The sequence below is a fragment of the Lentzea sp. DG1S-22 genome (genome assembly GCF_036321065.1).
Taxonomy (GTDB): Bacteria; Actinomycetota; Actinomycetes; order Mycobacteriales; family Pseudonocardiaceae; genus Lentzea; species Lentzea jiangxiensis.
The window spans coordinates 5842203-5859868 of record NZ_CP143276.1; the positions used below are offsets into that span (position 1 = coordinate 5842203).

Sequence of the window (17666 nt, forward strand, 5' to 3'; positions counted from 1 at the left end):
TCTTCAGGCTGGTCAGACGCTCGACACCGCAATGGTTGAACGTTCGTGAACGAGTCCGTGTGAGACCGTCATTGAGACTGGTGGGTCAGGTGGTCCTGGAGGTCGCGTGTTGCACGGACCTACGCGGAAGTGCTGTCCTGACAGGTAACGTTTGACCTCGTTCGGAACGGCGTCGTGAACCGCGCCTTGCTGAACCCGGCTACGCCGTCGAACAGGCTCGATGCGGCACGCGATCATGTCGGCCGAACTCGACCGCAGCGCCCGCGCCACCCGGTTCGGCTGGAACCCGAGGCCCGTGACGGCGCACTGGACTCGTTCCCGAGTCTCCGGGCGCACCTTCTCCGGGTGGTTCATCACGTTCGGGACCGTCTGCTTCGACACCCGGCGGCCACGGCGACGTCAGCGATCGTCACCGGACCAGACCGTGGTGCGACTGGACTGGCGGACGGTTTCGCCACGACGAACATCCCTGACCCCTGCTGCGCATCGTCATCGGCGCACCGCGTTGCGTTGATCGATGGGACCCGGCTGGCCGATGCCATCGCAACGAGACCCTGCAGGGAGGCCGGCCAAGGCGGTTTCCCGGCGAAGGAGGCTCTCGCAGTACCTGTACCGCCAGGATCTCCCGGACTTCGAGGGCACTCGGCAACCTGTTCGCGTCGGCTTTCGCAACAAAGGGAAGAACATCAATGGCGGACAACCAGTTCACCTCTCACGCAGACCTCTTCGACCTGAGCGGGAAGTGCGCACTCGTCACCGGCGGCACCGGCGGAATCGGAATGATGATCGCGCGTGGCCTTCTGCAGGCCGGTGCCCGCGTCATCATCAGCTCACGCAGGGCGGACGCGTGCGCGGAGGCACAGCACCGACTGTCCGAATTCGGCGACGTGCGAGCGTTCCCCGCCGACCTGTCGAAGTACGACGAATGTCAGCGCCTCGCGAATCTCGTCACGGCCGACTCGGAACGCCTGGACGTCCTCGTCAACAACGCGGGAGCGATGTGGCGCGAGCCGCTCGCGACGTTCCCGCCCGAGGCCTGGGACTCGGTGGTCGACCTCAACCTCAAGTCACCGTTCTGGCTGGTGCAGGCGCTGCTCCCGGCACTGCGCAGGGCGGGCACCGCCGACGACCCCGCGCGGGTCGTCAACATCGGCAGCATCGCCGCCGTCCACGTCGCCGAGTCGCCCAACTACTCGTACGCCAGCAGCAAAGCGGGACTGCACCAACTCACCAGGGTGCTCGCCAGGGAGCTGGGCCCACAGCACGTCACGGTGAACGCGGTAGCTCCGGGGCCGTTCCCGTCGCAGATGATGGCGGCCACGCTCGAGGCCGTCGGCGACACGATCGCGGCGAAGGCCCCTCTGCGCCGGCTCGGCCGCGACGACGACATGGCGGGTATCGCCGTGTTCCTCGCCAGCCGGGCGGCGTCCTACCTCACGGGTACCGTCATCCCGGTGGACGGCGGCATTGCGACGACCGCGACGGGCACCTGAATGCCGGGTACCGGCAGAACCTCCCTCCGCTTCCGGACAGGACCTACGGTGAAGTCGTGACCACGATCGATCTGCGCACCGAGATCAAGGAGTTCCTGAGCTCGCGTCGCGCACGGCTCACGCCCGAGCTGGCCGGACTGCCCGCCTACGGCGCCCACCGCCGGGTCAAAGGTCTACGTCGCGAAGAGGTGGCTCTGCTGGCCGGGGTGTCGGTCGACTACTACGTCCGCATGGAGCGCGGCAGCCTCGCCGGCGCCTCCGACGGTGTGCTCGACGCGCTGGCCTCCGCCCTGCGGCTCGACGAGGCCGAGCGCGCTCACCTGTTCCACCTGGCGCGGCAGTCCAAGGCGCCGGGTGGTGCACAGCGCAAGCGACCCGCCGTGAAGGTGCGGCCGGCGCTTCTGCGGGTGCTCGACGCCATCACAGACGCACCGGCTTGGATCTGCAACGGCCGGTACGACGTCCTGGCCATGAACCGACTCGCCCGCGCGCTCTACTCACCGGTGCTGGCCGACCCGCGACGGCCGGCGAACACCGCGCGGTTCGTGTACCTGGAACCCGAAGCAGCGAGAACGTTCTTCGTCGACTACGACCGGATCACCGGCGACGTGGCCGCGAAGCTGCGCATGGAAGCGGGCCGCAACCCGCACGACGAGGAGCTGATCGCCCTGGTCGGTGAGTTGTCGACGCGCAGCGGGCTGTTCCGGCAGCGGTGGGCTTCCCAGGACGTCCGGCTCCACCGGTCCGGACGCAAGAGCGTGCACCACCCGGTGGTGGGCCGGCTCGACATGGACGTCGAGTCGATGGAGATGTCCGCCGAACCCGGTCTGCTCCTGAACGTCTACACAGCGCCGATCGGCACGGCGAGCGCGGACGGTCTGGCCCTGTTGGCATCGTGGGCGGCCGGTCAGGAGGAGCTGAAGACAGAGGGGCGGGCGCCCACTCGCTGATGCCGGACCAATTCGGCTACGGCGTGCCCACCACGCCCGTGGCCGGCGCTCTGCCGCCGCCCAATGGTCTTCGCCACTTCGGACTCCGCTGTGGGGCGAGGGGTTCTGACGACTCCGCCGAACTCGCTCACACGTGCCGCAAGCATGGAAGAAGCCCCCGCCACGGCCTTGATCACCAGTTCAAAGGTGCTGGCTCACGAGGAGGTGCAGGCAAAGGAGCGGGAAGCCGCGGGCTCGGAGTGGCACGACGGTGACTGGATGTTCACGCGGCCCAACGGAAAGCCGATCGACCCACGCGCGGATCACAACGACTGGAAAGCACTGCTCGCCGAGGCCGGCGTACGGGACGCTCGCCTGCACGACGCACGCCACACCGCGGCGACGGTCCTGCTGTTGCTGAACGTGCCGCAGCGGGTCGTCCAGGAGTTCATGGGCTGGTCCAACGCGAAGGTGGCGGAGCGGTACACGCACGTCACCGAGTCCATGCGGCAGGACGTCGCGGGCAGGCTCAACGGGTTCCTCTGGGCACCCGAATGAGACTGGAAATGAGACTGGACGCAGCGGGGGTGCCTCACCGACTGGTGAGGCACCCCCGTTTGTCCTGGTCAAACTGCGGAAGCGGAGGGATTTGAACCCCCGGACGGTTGCCCGTCTCCCGCTTTCAAGGCGGGTGCATTCGGCCGCTCTGCCACGCTTCCCCGACGCCACCGGCGTCAGCCGAGAAGCCTAGCCGTTCGACTCCCGCAGGTGTGTGATGACCCGGTCGAACACCTTGGCCAGCACCTCGCCCTCCTCGGGGGTGAGCAGGTCGACGATGTGGGTGCGCACGCCGCGGAGGTGGGTGGGGGCGGCCTCCACCAGTTGGGACATGCCCTTCTGGGTCAGCTCGGCGAGTACGCCGCGGCCGTCCTCCGTGCACTCGCGGCGGGTGACGAGGCCTGCTTTCTCCATGCGGGCGACCTGGTGGGAGACGCGGGACTTCGAGGAGGCCACGTCTTCTGCCAGCTGGGTCATGCGCATGCGGTGGTTCGGTTGTTCGGAGAGGCGGACGAGGACCTCGTAGTCCGCCAGTGACACTCCGTGGGTGTCCTGCAGTTCCCGGTGCAGGCGGTCCATGAGCATCGAGGAACCGTTCACGTAGGTGCGCCACGCCCGCATCTCGCCCTCGTCGAGCCAGCGGGGCTCCTGCTCGCTTGGTGTCACGGGAACAAGGCTAGACGGCAGGATGACGATCCTGTCATTCCTCTGGAAAACGCGGCCTTCGCGAGGCAGACTCCTCCGCCGTACACGCGCGTTAACCTTGCCTTCGAAAGGCTTCACCCATGAGTTCGTTCAGACGGCTCTCCGTTCTGGCGATCACCGCCGCCGCGGCCACTGTCATCAGCGCTACCGGGCCTGCCCAGGCCGATGTCCAGTCACTGCGCGGTCGGGGCACGGTTGACGTGCGCCTGATCGGCATCAACGACCTGCACGGCAACATCGAGCCGCCCACCGGGTCGTCGGGGCGCGTCATCCTGCCGGACGGCACGACCGTCGACGCCGGTGGCGCCGCTTACAACGCCACGCACATCAAGAACCTCCAGAGCGAGGTCAAGAACTCCGTCATCGTCGGGCAGGGCGACCTGATCGGTGCTTCGCCGATCGTGTCGGCGCTGTTCCACGACGAGCCGACGATCGAGGTGCTCAACAAGGTCGGGATGGACACGACCGCGGCGGGCAACCACGAGTTCGACGAGGGCTACCAGGAGCTGCTGCGCATCCAGCGCGGTGGCTGCCACCCGGTGGACGGGTGCCAGTTCAGCGAGAAGTACGAGGGTGCGAAGTTCCCGATCCTCGGCGCGAACGTCACGCACGCCAAGACCGGGCTGCCGGCCCTTCCGCCGTTCTGGGTGGAGATCCGCGACGGGATGCCGATCGGCTTCATCGGCATGCCGCTCAAGGACGTGCCGATCCTGGTCGACCCCAACGGCATCAAGGACCTCCAGTTCGGTGACGAGGTGAAGGCGGCCAACAGGTACGCGAACCTCCTCGACGCCATCGGCGTGAAGTCGATCGTGCTGCTCGTGCACCAGGGCGACCAGGTCACCTCCTCCGGTGGCGGCCCCAACGCGTGCAACGTCGCCGCCAACAACCCCGGCAGCTACATCGCCACGAACGTCAGCCCGAAGATCGACGCGGTCTTCTCCGGCCACAGCCACCAGCACTACAACTGCGTGATCAAGGACCCGGCGGGCAACCCGCGGCCGTTCATCGAGGGTCTCGCGTTCGGTCGTGAGCTCAGCGTCGTCGACCTCAAGATCGACCGCCGCACGCGCGACGTCATCCGCGGCGAGACCAAGGCCGACAACAAGATCGTCACCCGCACGGTCACGCCGGACCCGACCGTGCAGGCGATCATCGACCTGGCCAAGCAGAAGTCCGGCCCGATCGCGAACAAGCCGGTCGGCACGATCAGCTCGGACATCCTGCGGGCGCAGAACGCCGCCGGTGAGTCGCCGCTCGGCGACCTGATCGCCGACTCGCAGCTCGAGGCCACCAAGGGCAACGGCGCGGTGCTCGCGCTGATGAACCCCGGCGGTGTGCGCGCGGACCTCACGTTCGCCGGCTCGCCCGCGGGTGAGGGCAACGGCGTGGTGACCTACGGCGAGATGTTCACCGTGCAGCCGTTCGGCAACATCCTGCAGACCGTCACGCTGACCGGCGCGGAGATCAAGAACGTGCTGGAGCAGCAGTTCACCGCTGCCCGCCAGTTCGTGCTCCAGCCGTCGTCCGGCCTGAAGTACACCTGGTCGAAGGGTGCGGCGTTCGGCTCGAAGGTCTCCGACGTCACGCTCAACGGCGCCCCGCTGGACCCGAACGCGAGCTACCGCGTGACGATCAACAGCTTCCTGCAGGGCGGTGGTGACGGCTTCAGCGAGTTCACCAAGGGCAGGGACATCACCGGCGGCGGCATCGACCTGGACGCGTTCTCCGCCTACCTGGCGGCGCACCCGAACCAGGGCGCGCCGGCGCTCGACCGCATCACGCAGCTGCCGTAACGGCGGCCGGCGGTAGGCCGCCCCGGTGACCCAGGTCGCCGGGGCGGCCTTTTACGTGCTCCGTTGCTCCGTTTGATCTAGGGTGAGGGCCGATGTCGTGGTTGCGTCGGCTCCTGCTGCTCGCCGGTCTGGTGACCGGTGCCTGGCTGCTGGGCGGCACCGGGCACGCGAACGCCGACGTCCGGGTCGAGATCGACCGGCTCGAGGTCGAGCTGGAGATCCCCCTCGTCGACGTCGGCCTCCAGGTCGAGACGGGGCTCGCACCGCCACAGCCGGAAGCGCCCGTTCCGCCGAAGCCGACCCCTCGCGTCGAGAACCCCGTACCGCCGAAGGAACTTCCGCCACCCGTCCCGCCTGCCGTGAAGGCCGCCGTGCAGACCGAGGCGCCCCGGCAACAACAACTGCCGCCACAGCAGCACCACACGCAGCCCACGAGCCCGGCGCCCGTTCCCGAGCAACCCCAGGCGGAGCAGCCGACGCCCGGCACCCTCCCGCAGAGCGGCGCGGGGACGTCCTCCGGCACGCAGATCCCGGTGGGCACGCTGCCGCACGCGACGCGGCCACCCACCACCACGACATCGCTTGTCAGCACGGAACAACACGACGTCCCGCGCTCCGTGCGCGCGGAGGAACCGACGTTCTCCCCGGACTGATCCCGGCCCACGGCCAGACAGGGATCCGTCTTCGCACTCCAGGGAGAAACAGCCATGCGCAAGAACCTCAACCGCACCATGTCCGCCGCTCTGCTGACCGGTGGCCTGCTGGCCGCCACCGCCGGCTTCGCCCAGGCCGTCCCGGTGCCGCTCGACGTCGACGAGGAGGTCCGCGTCGGCAGCCTGCTGAGCGTTCCGGTCGAGGTCTGCGGCAACGCGGTCAACGTGCTGGGCAGCAGCGACGCGACCTGCCAGGACGAGCCCGCCGAGCGCGTCCAGGCCGACAAGGCCCTCGTCTCCGCGCCTGTCACGGTGTGCGGCAACGCGGTCGGCGTCGCCGGTGGCGGCAACGGCAGCTGCGGCGACACCGGGCCGAAGCGGGCCAACGGCTCCGTCGAGGCCCCGGTGACGGTCTGCGGCACCGGCGCGGCGGTGCTCGGCACCGCGAGCGGCGACTGCGGCGGGACCGGGGCGCCCGAGGAGCCGCAGCCGGAACCGGAGCAGCCCGAGCAGCCGGAGCCGGAGCAGCCCGGCGAGAACCCCGGCGACGAGAACCCCGGCAACGGCAACCAGGGCGGCGGCGACACCGGCGACGACTCGGGCGCCGGCGCCCCGCAGACCGGCGACAAGGCCTCGCAGCGGGCTTCCGCGGTGGTCCCGGCCCTGTCGAGGACCGGCGCCGACCCGCTCGAGTTCCTCCTCGCGGGCCTCGGCCTGATGACCGCGGGTGTGATGGCCCGCCGCGGCGCCAGGCGCGCAGGGAAAGCCTGATCGACTGATTCCGATCATTTTTCACAGATCGCCCGGCGGGAGTTTCTCCCGCCGGGCGATTGCTGTCCGCGCTGTCGATCTCCGCAGGTCACCCGTCCGACTTCACCAATTCAGGTTTCCCGTGAAGTGTTGAGAAATACGACGATCAAGCGCATGCTCGACAACGAGCTGGCAACCGGTAGTTGAATGAAGTGGACCGCCCGGTGGCCACGCCCGGAAGGGGTAGGTGGTGCTGTGCAGGTATCTCCTCGCTGTGGCGAAACGCGGTCTGTCGCATCCCCGCGAGTGGATCGGACGTGACGGTCCGGTCGCGACTGTGTAGCGACGGACACGAGGTTTCGGGTGCCCAGGCGCCGTCAGGCGTCGCTCCGCGCACTTCGACGCTGTTGAGCTCGGCATCGGTGTCGCCTCATGGCGTCACCGGCTGAGCGCCACGCCAACCTTCGTGGGCCGTAGTCGTCACAACCACATGGGAAAGCCTTGGTGCGGTGCCCCGACGTCGGGCGCCGCACCAAGGTGTGTTCGGTGCTTTATCGTTTGCGGCACCCAGGGGGTCCTTGGCAGGAGGATGCGGTGCAGTTCAACGAAGGCGCGGGACTCGACCTTTCCCAGGTCTCGGACCAGCGGGGCGTCGGCGGCCGGGTGGCCGGTGTCGGCGGTGGCCTCGGCGTGGTCGGTCTGATCATCTACTTCCTGTTCCAGCAGTTCACCGGCATCCAGCTGCCGGCGGGCGGACTGGAGGGCCTGGGCGGCAACACCCAGGTCGAGTCCGGCCAGCTGGCCGAGAAGTGCAAGACCGGCGCGGACGCGAACCGCGACAGCGACTGCCGGGTCGTGGCGACGATCAACTCGATCCAGGCCTTCTGGACCGACCAGTTCGCCCGCTCCGGCCGCAGCTACCAGGTCACCAAGACCAACTTCTTCCGCAACAGCGTGAACACCCGCTGCGGCAACGCCACCTCGGCCGTGGGCCCGTTCTACTGCCCCGCCGACTCCCAGGTGTACATCGACCTCGACTTCTTCAACGAGCTGCGCACCAAGTTCGGCGCGACCGGCGGCCCGTTCGTCGAGGCCTACGTGCTGGCCCACGAGTACGGCCACCACGTCCAGAACCTCCTCGGCACGTCCGACCGCGTCAGCTCCCGCACCGGCCCCACCTCCGACTCGGTGCGCCTGGAGCTGCAGGCCGACTGCTACGCGGGCGCCTGGGCCAAGGCGGCGACGACCACCCCGTCGTCCAACGGCCAGCCGCTCATCACGAACATCACCCAGGAGGACGTGAACGCGGCGCTCGACGCGGCGGCGCGCATCGGTGACGACTTCATCCAGCGCGAGCTCGGCGGCGGCCAGGTCGACACGACCCAGTTCAGCCACGGCAGCTCGGCGCAGCGCCAGAAGTGGTTCACCACGGGCCTGCAGACGGGCGACCCGGCCCGCTGCAACACGTTCGACACCGACAACCTGGGCTGACACCCACTCAAGCGAAAGGCCGGGCCTCCCGAGGGAGACCCGGCCTTCTTCGTGCGAGACCTACGAAACGGCGGCGTGCGAGTGGTCCTCGTGCGCCGTCAGCGACATCTTGGCCGCGGCACGGGCCTCGGCCCGCTTCGAGCGCGGCGGCACGCCGTTGACGTCCTCGGTGGACACGCCGTAGGCGGCCGTCACGAACGCGATGGCACCGGCGTTGCGTCCCAGGGCGACCCGGTCGACGTTGCCGAGGCTGTCACAGGCGGCGTGGTAGCACGGGTCGTAGGCGACCCCGGCCGTTCCGCCCCACTTGGCGGCCTGGGCCGCGGTCTTCACGCCCTCGGCACCGGTGAAGAGACCACCGGCGGGAATGCCCTGGGCGATGAACTCGCCGTAGTCCGAGCGGCCCGAGAAGTCCGTGCCCTCGGTGGGGACGCCCTTCGCCGCGAAGTAGTCCGCGAACGCCTTCTCGATCTGCGCCGAGCCGAACGGGCCGGGGCCCGCGCCCACGCCGTCGGAGTTGTCGCCGTCGTAGATGAAGTACGCGGCGTTCGGCGAGCCGACCATGTCGAAGTTCAGGTACAGCGCGATGTCGAGCTGCTGCTCGAACGTCAGCGAGCGGACCCACTCCTCGGAGCCGATCAGGCCGCGCTCCTCGGCGCCCCACCAGGCGAAGCGGACCGCGTTGTCGACCTTCGGGCGGGAGCCCAGCTGCAGCGCGGTCTCCAGCAGGGCCGCGGAACCCGTGCCGTTGTCGTTGATGCCGGCGCCGAGCTCGACGCTGTCGAGGTGCGCGCCCGCCATGACGACGTTGTTCGTGCGGCCGGTGCGGGTCTGGGCGATGACGTTGCGCTCGGTGCGGGTCTCCGAGTGGAAGCGCATGTCGACCGTGACGGCCGAACCGGCCTTGCCCGCGAGCGTGGTGCCGTCGGCCTGGGAGATGCCGCCCGTGGGGATCTTGCCGGGGTTGGTCAGCGTCACGTCGGAGAGCGGGCCCGCGGTGTTGTTGGACACCAGCACGGCGATGGCGCCGGCGGCGTGCGCGTTGAGGTGCTTCTGCTCGAACGTGCAGCCACCGCGGCGGATCAGCGCGACCGAGCCGGTGAAGTCCTGGCCCGCGAAGTCGCTCGCCTCGCACCCGGTGCCGGCGTCCTCGGGCACCACGCGCAGCGGGCCGGTGACGCCGCCGGCGGGGGTCTGCGGCGACGCGACCATGATCAGGGCCTGGTAGTTCACGCCGTCGACGCGGGCGGTCTCCGCGTCGTTGACGTTGATCTCGTAGCTGAACGTCGGCGTCGTCACGATGAAGCCCTCGTCGCGGAGCTTGCCCGCCACGTAGTCGACGCTCGCGTCGTAGCCGGGGGTCAGGGCGGCACGGGTGCCGCCGTTGCGGTCGGCGATCCGCTGGAACGCGATCAGGTGCCGGTTGACGCCCTCGACGGTCACCTTCTTCGAGAGCTTCTTCGCCAGCGCGGGGCCGGCGGGTTCGGCGGCGGACGCCGTGGCGGTGGGGGCCGCGACTAATGCCGAGATGGCAAGCACAGTCGCCAGCTTGGTTCTGCCGGACATTGAACGTTCCCCTTCGTTCGAGATGGCAGAACCCTCACAAGAAGGAGACCTGGGACACAATCCGACGGTCGGCGGGTGTTCAGCTCGTGATCAGCTGAACACACTCAGCGAGCCCCTCGACGGCCACGTCCCACCCCGGGCGCACGAAATTCTCCTTGTCCAGGCGCAATCGCACGTGCTCAAGGCGTTGTCCGCGCGGTGCGGCACGCATGGTGCCGTCGTGGACGTAGCCGAGCTTCTCGCTGACGCGGTGGGAGGCGTGGTTGCCCAGCCAAGCCGCCGAACGAGCGACGTCCGCACCCAGGTGGTCGAACGCGAACTGCAGGACCGCGATCCGCATCTCCGTGCCGATCCCGCCGCCCTGGTGCTCCAGCCCGAGCCACGAGCCGGTGTTGACCTCGCGCAGCACGCCGAAGTCCTTCGCGGAGACCTCCTGCATGCCGATGACCCTTTCCTCGTGCCGCGCGAGGAAGTTGATCGTCCAGTCCCCGGCGGCGAACGCGGAGCGCGCACCCCAGTAGTGCTTGATCATGCCGAGCCCGCCGTCGTCGCGGACCCAGTCCGTCCACGGCACCAGGAACGGCATCTCCTCGGGGTCGTGCACGCCCTGCTTCGCCACCTCGACGAGCTCGTGGAGGCCCTCGTCGTCGTCCGGGCGCAGCTCCAGCCGCGGGGTGCGGAGAACCAGGTGTCGCAGAGGCCAGGGGTCCATGCTCCGATGGTGCCGGAGGTGTCGAACGGTATTACGGTCGACTGCGTGCATGCGATCACTGTTCGCGAACCCGGCGGCCCGGAAGTGCTCACCTGGACCGAGGTCGACGATCCGGTACCCGGTCCCGGCGAGGTGTTGATCGACGTCGCCGCGAGTGCGGTCAACCGCGCCGACCTGTTGCAGCGGCAGGGGTTGTACCCGCCGCCCCCCGGCGCGTCGGACATCATCGGGCTGGAGTGCTCCGGCACGATCGCGGCGCTCGGCGAGGGCGTCACGGGGTGGAACGTCGGCGACGAGGTGTGCGCGCTGCTCGCCGGTGGCGGCTACGCCGAGAAGGTCGTCGTGCCCGCGCCCCAGGTCCTCCCGCTGCCGGACGGCGTCGACGTCGTCACGGCCGCGGCGCTGCCCGAGGTGGCCTGCACGGTGTGGTCGAACGTCGTGATGGACGGCCGGCTCAAGCTCGGTGAGACGTTCCTGGTGCACGGCGGCGCCGGCGGCATCGGCACGCACGCGATCCAGGTCGCGAAGGCGCTCGGCGCGACCGTCGCGGTCACCGCGGGCTCGGACGAACGCCTCGCGAAGTGCGCCGAGCTCGGTGCCGACGTCCTGGTCAACTACAAGACGCAGGACTTCGTGGCCGAGGTGGGGAAGGCCGACGTCGTCCTCGACAACATGGGCGCCTCCTACCTGCCGCGCAACATCGACGTGCTCGCGCCGGACGGCCGGTTGATGATCATCGGCATGCAGGGCGGCGTGAAGGGCGAGCTGCCCATCGGCAAGCTGCTGTCCAAGCGCGCCTCGGTGATGGCGACCGGGCTGCGCGGCCGGTCCGTCGAGAACAAGGGCGCGATCGTGGCGCAGGTGCGCGAGCACCTGTGGCCGCTGGTCGGCAGCGGTGCGGTGAAGCCGGTCGTCGGCAGGGTCGTGCCCATGCGGGAGGCCGCCGAGGCGCACCGGTTGCTGGAGGCGAGCGACGTCTTCGGCAAGGTCCTGCTCAGGCGAGAGCGGTAGCGGTCGCCAGCGAGGTCCGGGGAGCCGTGCGGAACTCGATGCCGAACTCCTCGGACCACCGCGTCAGCACGGCCTGCTCGTCCGGCCGGTCGGCGTCGTCGGCGAGCACCGTCGCGCCCGGCGCCAGCACGGCGCGCAGCACGGGCAGCGCCGGGTAGCGCGAGTCGCCGGAGCCCGGCCCGTCCACGAGCAGCAGGTCCACCAGGCCGAAGCGCTCGACGTAGCCGAGCACCTCGTCGTGCACCTGCTGCGGCGCGTACCACTGGCCGTGCCGCGACAACGCCGCCGGATGCCGCGACAACGGCGCGTGCACGACGCGGGCGATCGAGCCGAGACCCTCGCGTCGCAGTTGTGAGGCGGCGAAAGCAGCCGTGCGCTCGTCGTGCTCGATCGACAGCAGGTGCCCGAAACCGCGCTGCTGGAGCAGACGCGCGAGCAGGACCGAGGACGAGCCGCAGCCGAGTGCGACCAGGACGGTCCTGGCGCCGAGGACGACCTCGTCCATCACCGCGACGAGCTCGGCCGGCCGGAGGTCGCCGGAGAACCGCGGCAGGTACTCGGTGTTCAGCGACCCGATGCGGTGCAGGGCCGAGAGGTCCGCGAGCTCGCGTGCCAGCGAGTCGTCCAACGGTGCTCTCCCGTGTTCCCTCAGCCCAGTTCGGCGACCGCCCGCACCAGGTCGTCCACCTCGACCGCGTTCGTGTAGTGCGCGAGCCCGACGCGGATGGCGCCGCCGACCTCACCCACGCCCAGCACCGAGAACACGCCGTGCTGGCCGGGGTCGGCGAACGCGCAGACGCCCCGCGACGCGAGGTGTTCGACGCCGTCCTCCGCCTTGACCCCGGCGATCGTGAACGCCAGCGCGGGCACCCGCCGCATGGCGTCGCCGATCACCATCACGTGGCGCAGCGAACGCAGTTCGTTGATGAGGTTAGCGAGCAGCCCCGCCTGGTACGCCTTCACGGATCCCAGAGACGTGAGCAGGCGCTCGCGCCGCGTGCCGGAAGCCGCGTCGTCGAGGTCCGCGAGGTACTCGACGGAGGCAACGAGCCCGGCGAGCATCGGATACGCGTGCGGGCCCAGTTCGAGGCGTTCCGGTCCGCGGGCCGTCGGGTCGACCGAGACCGACGGCAGCCGTTCCAGCACCGACGGGTCGCGGAACACCAGCGCGCCGACGGGCGGCCCGCCCCACTGGCCGGCGGAGAGGGCGACGACGTCAGCGCCCATGCCAACGATGTCCAAGGGGACGAAAGGCGCCGCCGACGACGCGTCCACGACCATCAGCGCGCCGTGCGCCCGCGCGACCGCCGAGATCTTGGCGAGGTCGGGCCTGGTGCCGACGACCCCGGACGCCGCCGTGATGGCGATCAGCTTCGTGCGGTCGGTGACGAGGTCGTCGTATTGCCAGCTCGGCAGCTCGCAGGTCTCGATGTCGATCTCGGCCCACTTGACCGCGCTGCCGGTGCGTTGCGTGGCGCGCAACCACGGCGCGATGTTCGCGGCGTGGTCCAGGCGGGAAACCAGGACCTCGTCGCCCATGAACCAGTCGTCCGTCATCACCTCGGCGAGGCGCTGCAGCAGGACGGCGGAGGACGGGCCGAGCACGACACCCGCGGGGTCACCCCCGACCAGGTCCGCGACGGCCCTGCGGGCGGCGTCCACGATGCCCTGGGCCCGCTGGGAGGCCGGGAAGATGCCACCGGGTCCGGAGACGGGAGCGCGCAGCGCGGTGGAGACGGCGGTGGCGACCTGCTCCGGCACCTGCATGCCGGCCGGAGCGTCGAGGTGGACCCAGCCGTCGCCGAGCGCGGGGAAGAGCCCTCGTACCCGTGCGACGTCGAACGCCATGCCACACACCGTACGTATGAACGCAACCACGGTGTCGAGCAGCCCCCACCCGGATAATCGTCACGAGGTGAAAGACGCGAGGATGGAGACCATGAAACAGGAGCAGCCCGTCGTAATCGTCGGTGGCCAGGACGGCGACATCGCCGACCTGGTGGAGCAGCCGGCCAAGGTGATGCGGATCGGCACGATGATCAAGCAGCTCCTGGAGGAGGTGCGAGCGGCACCTCTGGACGAGGCGAGCCGCAACCGCCTCAAGGAGATCCACAAGCGGTCCATCGAGGAGCTCGAGGACGGCTTGGCGCCGGAGCTGCGGGAAGAGCTGGAGCGCCTGTCGCTGCCGTTCACCGAGGACGGCACCCCGTCCGACGCCGAGCTGCGGATCGCCCAGGCCCAGCTCGTGGGGTGGCTGGAAGGCCTCTTCCACGGCATCCAGACCGCGCTGTTCGCCCAGCAGATGGCGGCACGCGCCCAGCTGGAGCAGATGCGCGGCCGCGCCCTGCCGGCGGGTGGCGGCGAAGGTAACGAAGGCGGAACAACCGGCAAAGGGACGGGGCAGTACCTCTAGCTAAGGCAGTCGGTGGTGGCTCTACGATGCGCTCACCGTTCTGGAGAGGAGCCACCGTGCTCGACCGAGTCCGCACAGGTCTGCAGGCCAAGCAGCTGCGCCACAAGCTGCGCGTCAAGGCGATCGAGCTCATCCAGGACGCGTTGCAGCCGCAGCAGGAGCAGATCGCGCGCCTCCAGGTCCAGCTCGACGGCCTGCGCGACGAGGTCGCGCAGCAGGCGAACCGCATCGTCGACCACACCGTCGGCCACGAGGTGCGGGCCCGCCGCGACATCGTGTTCGCCGCGGACAGGGACGCCGCGTCGCAGAGCGCCCGGTTCGTGCACGAGAACATGCCGCGGGTCCCGCACTTCGGCTCGCCGCACGAGACGCTCGAGTTCGCGCTGGACCAGGCGCCCGAGGGCGGCATGGCGCTCGAGTTCGGCGTCTACACCGGCGGCACGCTGAAGATCATCGCGAACGCCCGCGAGGGCGGCGGGGTCTACGGCTTCGACTCCTTCGAGGGCCTGCCGGAGAACTGGCGCAACGGGTTCCCCGCGGGCACCTTCACCATGGACGGCCTGCCGGACGTGCCCGGTGCCGAGCTCGTCGCCGGGTGGTTCGACGAGACGCTGCCGAAGTTCCTCGCCGATCACGAGGGCCCCGTCACGTTCCTGCACGTCGACTGCGACCTGTACTCGTCGACGAAGACCGTCCTCGACCTCGTCGGGCCGCGGCTGGTCGAGGGCAGCGTGATCGTCTTCGACGAGTACTTCAACTACCCGCAGTGGCAGGACCACGAGCACAAGGCCTGGCTGGAGCACGTGGCGGCGCACGGCGTCGAGTTCGAGTACCTCGGGTACACGTACGACCACGAACAGGTGATCGTCAAAGTGATCAAGGTCTGACCGCACCGTGACCGCCCGGTGAGCACGGCGCCGGGCGGTCGCCGGTACGCTCAGTCCTCGTGCAAGCCACCAGTACGCTCGACCAGGCTGAGGCGCCCCCTGCCGTGAAGTCGCGCAGCTTCAAACGCGCGTTCGCGGATGTGCGGGAGGCGTGGGACCACCGCGAACTCTGGGGTCACCTCGGCTGGCAGGACATCAAACAGCGCTACCGCCGCTCGGTCATCGGTCCGCTGTGGATCACCATCTCGATGGCGACGACGGCCCTGGCGCTCGGCCTGCTGTACTCGACGCTGCTGGACACGCCGATCAACACGTTCCTGCCGTACGTGACGGTCGGCTTCATCATCTGGAACTTCATCCTCGGGTGCGTCACCGAGGGCACGGACGTCTTCATCGCGAACGAGGGGCTGATCAAGCACCTGCCCGCTCCCATCACGATCCACGTGATGCGGATGGTGTGGCGCCAGGTGCTGTTCCTGCTGCACAACCTCGTGGTCTACGTGATCGTGCTGGCGATCTTCTTCGGCGCGCTCGACCAGCCGTACAAGATGACCCCGACCGGTCCGACGAATCCGGGCCTGAGCTGGGAGATCGTGCTGGCGGTCCCGGGCCTCGTGCTGCTCGCGGTGAACGCGGTGTGGGTCGCCCTGCTCTTCGGCGTGATCAGCACCCGCTTCCGCGACATCCCGCCGGTCGTGAACAGCTTCATCAACCTGGTGTTCTTCATGACCCCGATCGTCTGGGACGCCAGCATCCTCACCAGGGTCACCGGTGGCGGCGACGTCGGCTGGCGCGTGCTGGTCGCCGAGCTCAACCCCGTGTACCACTTCGTCGAGATCGTCAGGGCCCCGCTCCTCGGCCACACCGTGGACTGGCACCACTGGGCGGTCGTCGGCGGCTTCACCGTCCTCGGCTGGTTCGCCGCTCTGGTGATCCTGCGCAACTACCGCGCCCGCGTTTCCTACTGGGTCTGAGAAGGAGGTCGACGAACCAATGGTCAGCATCGACGTCTGGAACGCATCGGTCGACTTCCCGATCTTCGACGCGAAGTCGAGGTCGCTGAAGAAGCTCGCCCTCGGCAAGGTCGGCGGCAAGATCGAGTCGGAGGGCCGCGTCCCGATCATCGAGGCGCTGCACGACATCACGCTGTCGCTCAAGGACGGCGACCGGGTCGGCCTGGTCGGCCACAACGGCGCCGGCAAGTCCACGCTGCTGCGCCTGCTCGCGGGCATCTACGAGCCGACGCGCGGCCACTCGCGCATCATCGGCAAGGTGGCGCCGGTCTTCGACCTCGGCGTCGGCATGGACCCGGAGATCTCCGGGTACGAGAACATCATGATCCGCGGCCTGTTCCTCGGCATGAGCCGCAAGCAGATGGAATCCCGCGTCGACGACATCGCGCAGTTCACCGAGCTCGGTGACTACCTGCAGATGCCGCTGCGCACGTACTCGACGGGCATGCGCGTCCGGTTGGCCCTCGGCGTCGTCACGTCGATCAACCCGGAGATCCTGCTGCTCGACGAGGGCATCGGCGCGGTCGACGCGGCGTTCATGGCCAAGGCCCGCGACCGCCTCAAGGACCTGGTCGCCCGCTCCGGTCTGCTGGTGTTCGCGAACCACTCCGACGAGTTCCTCGCGGAGTTCTGCGACAAGGCGATCTGGATGGACGAGGGCCACGTCAAGATGTTCGGAGGCTTGCGCGAGGTGCTGACCGCGTACAAGGGGTTCGACCCCTTCGAGCGGGCGCACCAGCACGACGAGACCCCCGTCCTCAGCGGAAATGGTGGCGAGTAGACCGTGAACCTCGAGGCACTGCCCAAGGGCTCCGTGGTGGCCGTGGTGGTCACCCGCCACCGCAGGGACCTGCTGGCCGAGTCGCTGAAGGCCCTGGCGACCCAGACGCGCGTGCCCGACCACCTGGTCGTCGTCGACAACGGTCCGGACCAGCCGGTCAACGACCTCGTCGAGCAGTGCCCGCTCCCCACGACCTACCTGCCGTCGCACCGCAACCTCGGCGGCGCCGGCGGCTTCGCGCTGGGCATCCTGCACGCCCTCTCGCTGGGCGCGGACTGGGTGTGGCTCGCCGACGACGACGGCCGCCCGGCCGACGAGAACGTCCTGGCGGTGCTGCTGGAGGAGGCGGAGCGGCGCAAGCTCGCGGAGATCTCCCCGGTCGTCACGAACATCGACAGGCCGGAGAAGCTCGCGTTCCCGTTGCGCCGCGGCCTGACGTGGAAGCGCTCGGCCGCCGAGCTCGGCACCGACTTCCTGCCGGGGATCGCGTCGCTGTTCAACGGCGCGCTGTTCCGGGCCTCGACGCTCGACGTCGTCGGCGTGCCGGACTACCGGCTGTTCTTCCGCGGCGACGAGGTGGAGATCCACCGGCGCATGGTGCGGTCCGGCCTGCCGTTCGGCACGTCGCTGCGGGTCGCGTACGTGCACCCGGACGGCTCCGACGAGTTCAAGCCGATGCTGGGCGGCAAGTTCCACGCCCAGGACCCGGAGAACCCGGTCAAGCGCTACTACACCTACCGCAACCGCGGGTACCTGCTGTCGCAGCCGGGCATGCGCAAGCTCGGCGCGCTCGAGGTGTTCCGGTTCGGGCTGTACTTCCTCGCGGTGAAGCGGGACCCGAAGGCGTTCGTCGAGTGGATCAAGCTCGTGCGCCTCGGCCAGCGGGAGCGCTTCTTCCGCAAGTGAGC

At 69.4% G+C, this 17666-nt stretch carries 18 protein-coding genes, 1 tRNA gene and 1 pseudogene; 13 read left to right on the forward strand and 7 right to left on the reverse strand.

Annotated elements, in window-relative coordinates; genetic code table 11:
* Positions 1–12 precede the first annotated feature (12 nt).
* Entirely contained in the window at positions 13–381 is a 369-nt protein-coding gene (locus V1227_RS40710) for a LacI family DNA-binding transcriptional regulator (protein ID WP_442916373.1), read from the reverse strand.
* A 308-nt stretch (positions 382–689) separates the two neighbouring features.
* Here V1227_RS40710 and V1227_RS27270 point away from each other — a divergent pair, with 308 nt between their 5' ends.
* The 3 genes and pseudogenes from V1227_RS27270 to V1227_RS27280 form a co-directional block, all read left to right on the forward strand.
* On the forward strand, positions 690–1493 hold the full coding sequence (locus tag V1227_RS27270) for an SDR family oxidoreductase (RefSeq protein ID WP_329788277.1): 804 nt from the start codon (positions 690–692) through the stop codon (positions 1491–1493).
* A 56-nt stretch (positions 1494–1549) separates the two neighbouring features.
* Complete coding sequence (locus tag V1227_RS27275) at positions 1550–2443, forward strand: helix-turn-helix transcriptional regulator (protein WP_329788278.1); 894 nt, start codon at positions 1550–1552, stop codon at positions 2441–2443.
* Positions 2444–2632: 189 nt separating this feature from the next.
* Positions 2633–2980, forward strand: a pseudogene (locus tag V1227_RS27280) (tyrosine-type recombinase/integrase); the annotation flags it as partial.
* Positions 2981–3056: 76 nt separating this feature from the next.
* Here V1227_RS27280 and V1227_RS27285 read toward each other — a convergent pair.
* Positions 3057–3141: transfer RNA gene (locus tag V1227_RS27285), tRNA-Ser, on the reverse strand.
* Positions 3142–3169: 28 nt separating this feature from the next.
* The gene (locus tag V1227_RS27290; protein WP_236215814.1) at positions 3170–3601 is read right to left on the reverse strand and encodes a MarR family winged helix-turn-helix transcriptional regulator; all 432 of its coding nucleotides are present in this window, start codon (positions 3599–3601) and stop codon (positions 3170–3172) included.
* A gap of 164 nt (positions 3602–3765) precedes the next feature.
* Between V1227_RS27290 and V1227_RS27295 the strand changes: the two genes are divergently transcribed.
* The 4 genes from V1227_RS27295 (at position 3766) to ypfJ (ending at position 8375) form a co-directional block, all read left to right on the forward strand.
* On the forward strand, positions 3766–5481 hold the full coding sequence (locus V1227_RS27295; protein WP_236215716.1) for a bifunctional metallophosphatase/5'-nucleotidase: 1716 nt from the start codon (positions 3766–3768) through the stop codon (positions 5479–5481).
* Positions 5482–5573: 92 nt separating this feature from the next.
* The gene (locus V1227_RS27300; RefSeq protein WP_329788279.1) at positions 5574–6134 is read left to right on the forward strand and encodes a hypothetical protein; all 561 of its coding nucleotides are present in this window, start codon (positions 5574–5576) and stop codon (positions 6132–6134) included.
* Between the two features lie 54 nt (positions 6135–6188).
* Positions 6189–6905: a hypothetical protein gene (locus V1227_RS27305; protein WP_329788280.1), complete on the forward strand. Its 717-nt coding sequence runs from the start codon at positions 6189–6191 to the stop codon at positions 6903–6905.
* A gap of 573 nt (positions 6906–7478) precedes the next feature.
* Positions 7479–8375, forward strand: a complete 897-nt coding sequence (gene ypfJ, locus V1227_RS27310; protein ID WP_329788281.1) for a KPN_02809 family neutral zinc metallopeptidase — start codon at positions 7479–7481, stop codon at positions 8373–8375.
* A gap of 60 nt (positions 8376–8435) precedes the next feature.
* Here ypfJ and V1227_RS27315 read toward each other — a convergent pair whose 3' ends face one another.
* Positions 8436–9941, reverse strand: a complete 1506-nt coding sequence (locus tag V1227_RS27315; RefSeq protein WP_329788282.1) for a M28 family metallopeptidase — start codon at positions 9939–9941, stop codon at positions 8436–8438.
* A gap of 79 nt (positions 9942–10020) precedes the next feature.
* Entirely contained in the window at positions 10021–10653 is a 633-nt protein-coding gene (locus tag V1227_RS27320) for a GNAT family N-acetyltransferase (protein WP_329788283.1), read from the reverse strand.
* Between the two features lie 45 nt (positions 10654–10698).
* On the opposite strand from V1227_RS27320, the gene V1227_RS27325 reads away from it, so the two are divergent.
* Positions 10699–11664, forward strand: coding sequence for an NAD(P)H-quinone oxidoreductase (locus V1227_RS27325; protein ID WP_329788284.1), 966 nt, complete (start codon positions 10699–10701; stop codon positions 11662–11664).
* Here V1227_RS27325 and V1227_RS27330 read toward each other — a convergent pair.
* Positions 11648–12292, reverse strand: a complete 645-nt coding sequence (locus V1227_RS27330) for a class I SAM-dependent methyltransferase (RefSeq protein ID WP_329788285.1) — start codon at positions 12290–12292, stop codon at positions 11648–11650. The two genes, V1227_RS27325 and V1227_RS27330, sit on opposite strands and share 17 nt — an antisense overlap.
* Before the next feature lie 20 nt (positions 12293–12312).
* Positions 12313–13512 carry a cysteine desulfurase-like protein gene (locus V1227_RS27335; RefSeq protein ID WP_329788286.1) on the reverse strand — a complete coding sequence of 400 codons (1200 nt, stop codon included), beginning with the start codon at positions 13510–13512 and terminating at the stop codon, positions 12313–12315.
* An 82-nt stretch (positions 13513–13594) separates the two neighbouring features.
* Here V1227_RS27335 and V1227_RS27340 point away from each other — a divergent pair, with 82 nt between their 5' ends.
* Genes V1227_RS27340 through glfT1 form a run of 5 tightly spaced genes read left to right on the forward strand, consistent with a single transcriptional unit; the run spans position 13595 to position 17664 of the window.
* Positions 13595–14077 (forward strand): bacterial proteasome activator family protein, encoded by a 483-nt coding sequence (locus V1227_RS27340; protein WP_442916374.1) that lies wholly within the window; start codon positions 13595–13597, stop codon positions 14075–14077.
* A gap of 56 nt (positions 14078–14133) precedes the next feature.
* Positions 14134–14964, forward strand: coding sequence for a class I SAM-dependent methyltransferase (locus tag V1227_RS27345; protein WP_329788287.1), 831 nt, complete (start codon positions 14134–14136; stop codon positions 14962–14964).
* Between the two features lie 59 nt (positions 14965–15023).
* Positions 15024–15938, forward strand: a complete 915-nt coding sequence (gene wzm, locus V1227_RS27350; RefSeq protein ID WP_236215726.1) for a galactan export ABC transporter permease subunit Wzm/RfbD — start codon at positions 15024–15026, stop codon at positions 15936–15938.
* Positions 15939–15957: 19 nt separating this feature from the next.
* Complete coding sequence (gene wzt, locus V1227_RS27355) at positions 15958–16758, forward strand: galactan export ABC transporter ATP-binding subunit Wzt/RfbE (protein ID WP_236215727.1); 801 nt, start codon at positions 15958–15960, stop codon at positions 16756–16758.
* A gap of 3 nt (positions 16759–16761) precedes the next feature.
* On the forward strand, positions 16762–17664 hold the full coding sequence (gene glfT1 / locus V1227_RS27360) for a galactofuranosyltransferase GlfT1 (RefSeq protein ID WP_329788288.1): 903 nt from the start codon (positions 16762–16764) through the stop codon (positions 17662–17664).
* The last annotated feature ends 2 nt before the right edge of the window (positions 17665–17666 follow it).

Bases quoted from the DNA above. Each gene is read 5' to 3' on its own strand.
- V1227_RS27335 (WP_329788286.1), bottom strand. From the start codon at position 13,512: ATGGCGTTCGACGTCGCACGGGTACGAGGGCTCTTCCCCGCGCTCGGC.
- V1227_RS27340 (WP_442916374.1), top strand. From the start codon at position 13,595: ATGGAGACCATGAAACAGGAGCAGCCCGTCGTAATCGTCGGTGGCCAG.
- V1227_RS27315 (WP_329788282.1), bottom strand. From the start codon at position 9,941: ATGTCCGGCAGAACCAAGCTGGCGACTGTGCTTGCCATCTCGGCATTA.
- V1227_RS27290 (WP_236215814.1), bottom strand. From the start codon at position 3,601: ATGCGGGCGTGGCGCACCTACGTGAACGGTTCCTCGATGCTCATGGAC.
- wzt (WP_236215727.1), top strand. From the start codon at position 15,958: ATGGTCAGCATCGACGTCTGGAACGCATCGGTCGACTTCCCGATCTTC.
- V1227_RS27295 (WP_236215716.1), top strand. From the start codon at position 3,766: ATGAGTTCGTTCAGACGGCTCTCCGTTCTGGCGATCACCGCCGCCGCG.
- V1227_RS27300 (WP_329788279.1), top strand. From the start codon at position 5,574: ATGTCGTGGTTGCGTCGGCTCCTGCTGCTCGCCGGTCTGGTGACCGGT.
- V1227_RS27320 (WP_329788283.1), bottom strand. From the start codon at position 10,653: ATGGACCCCTGGCCTCTGCGACACCTGGTTCTCCGCACCCCGCGGCTG.
- V1227_RS27305 (WP_329788280.1), top strand. From the start codon at position 6,189: ATGCGCAAGAACCTCAACCGCACCATGTCCGCCGCTCTGCTGACCGGT.
- V1227_RS27270 (WP_329788277.1), top strand. From the start codon at position 690: ATGGCGGACAACCAGTTCACCTCTCACGCAGACCTCTTCGACCTGAGC.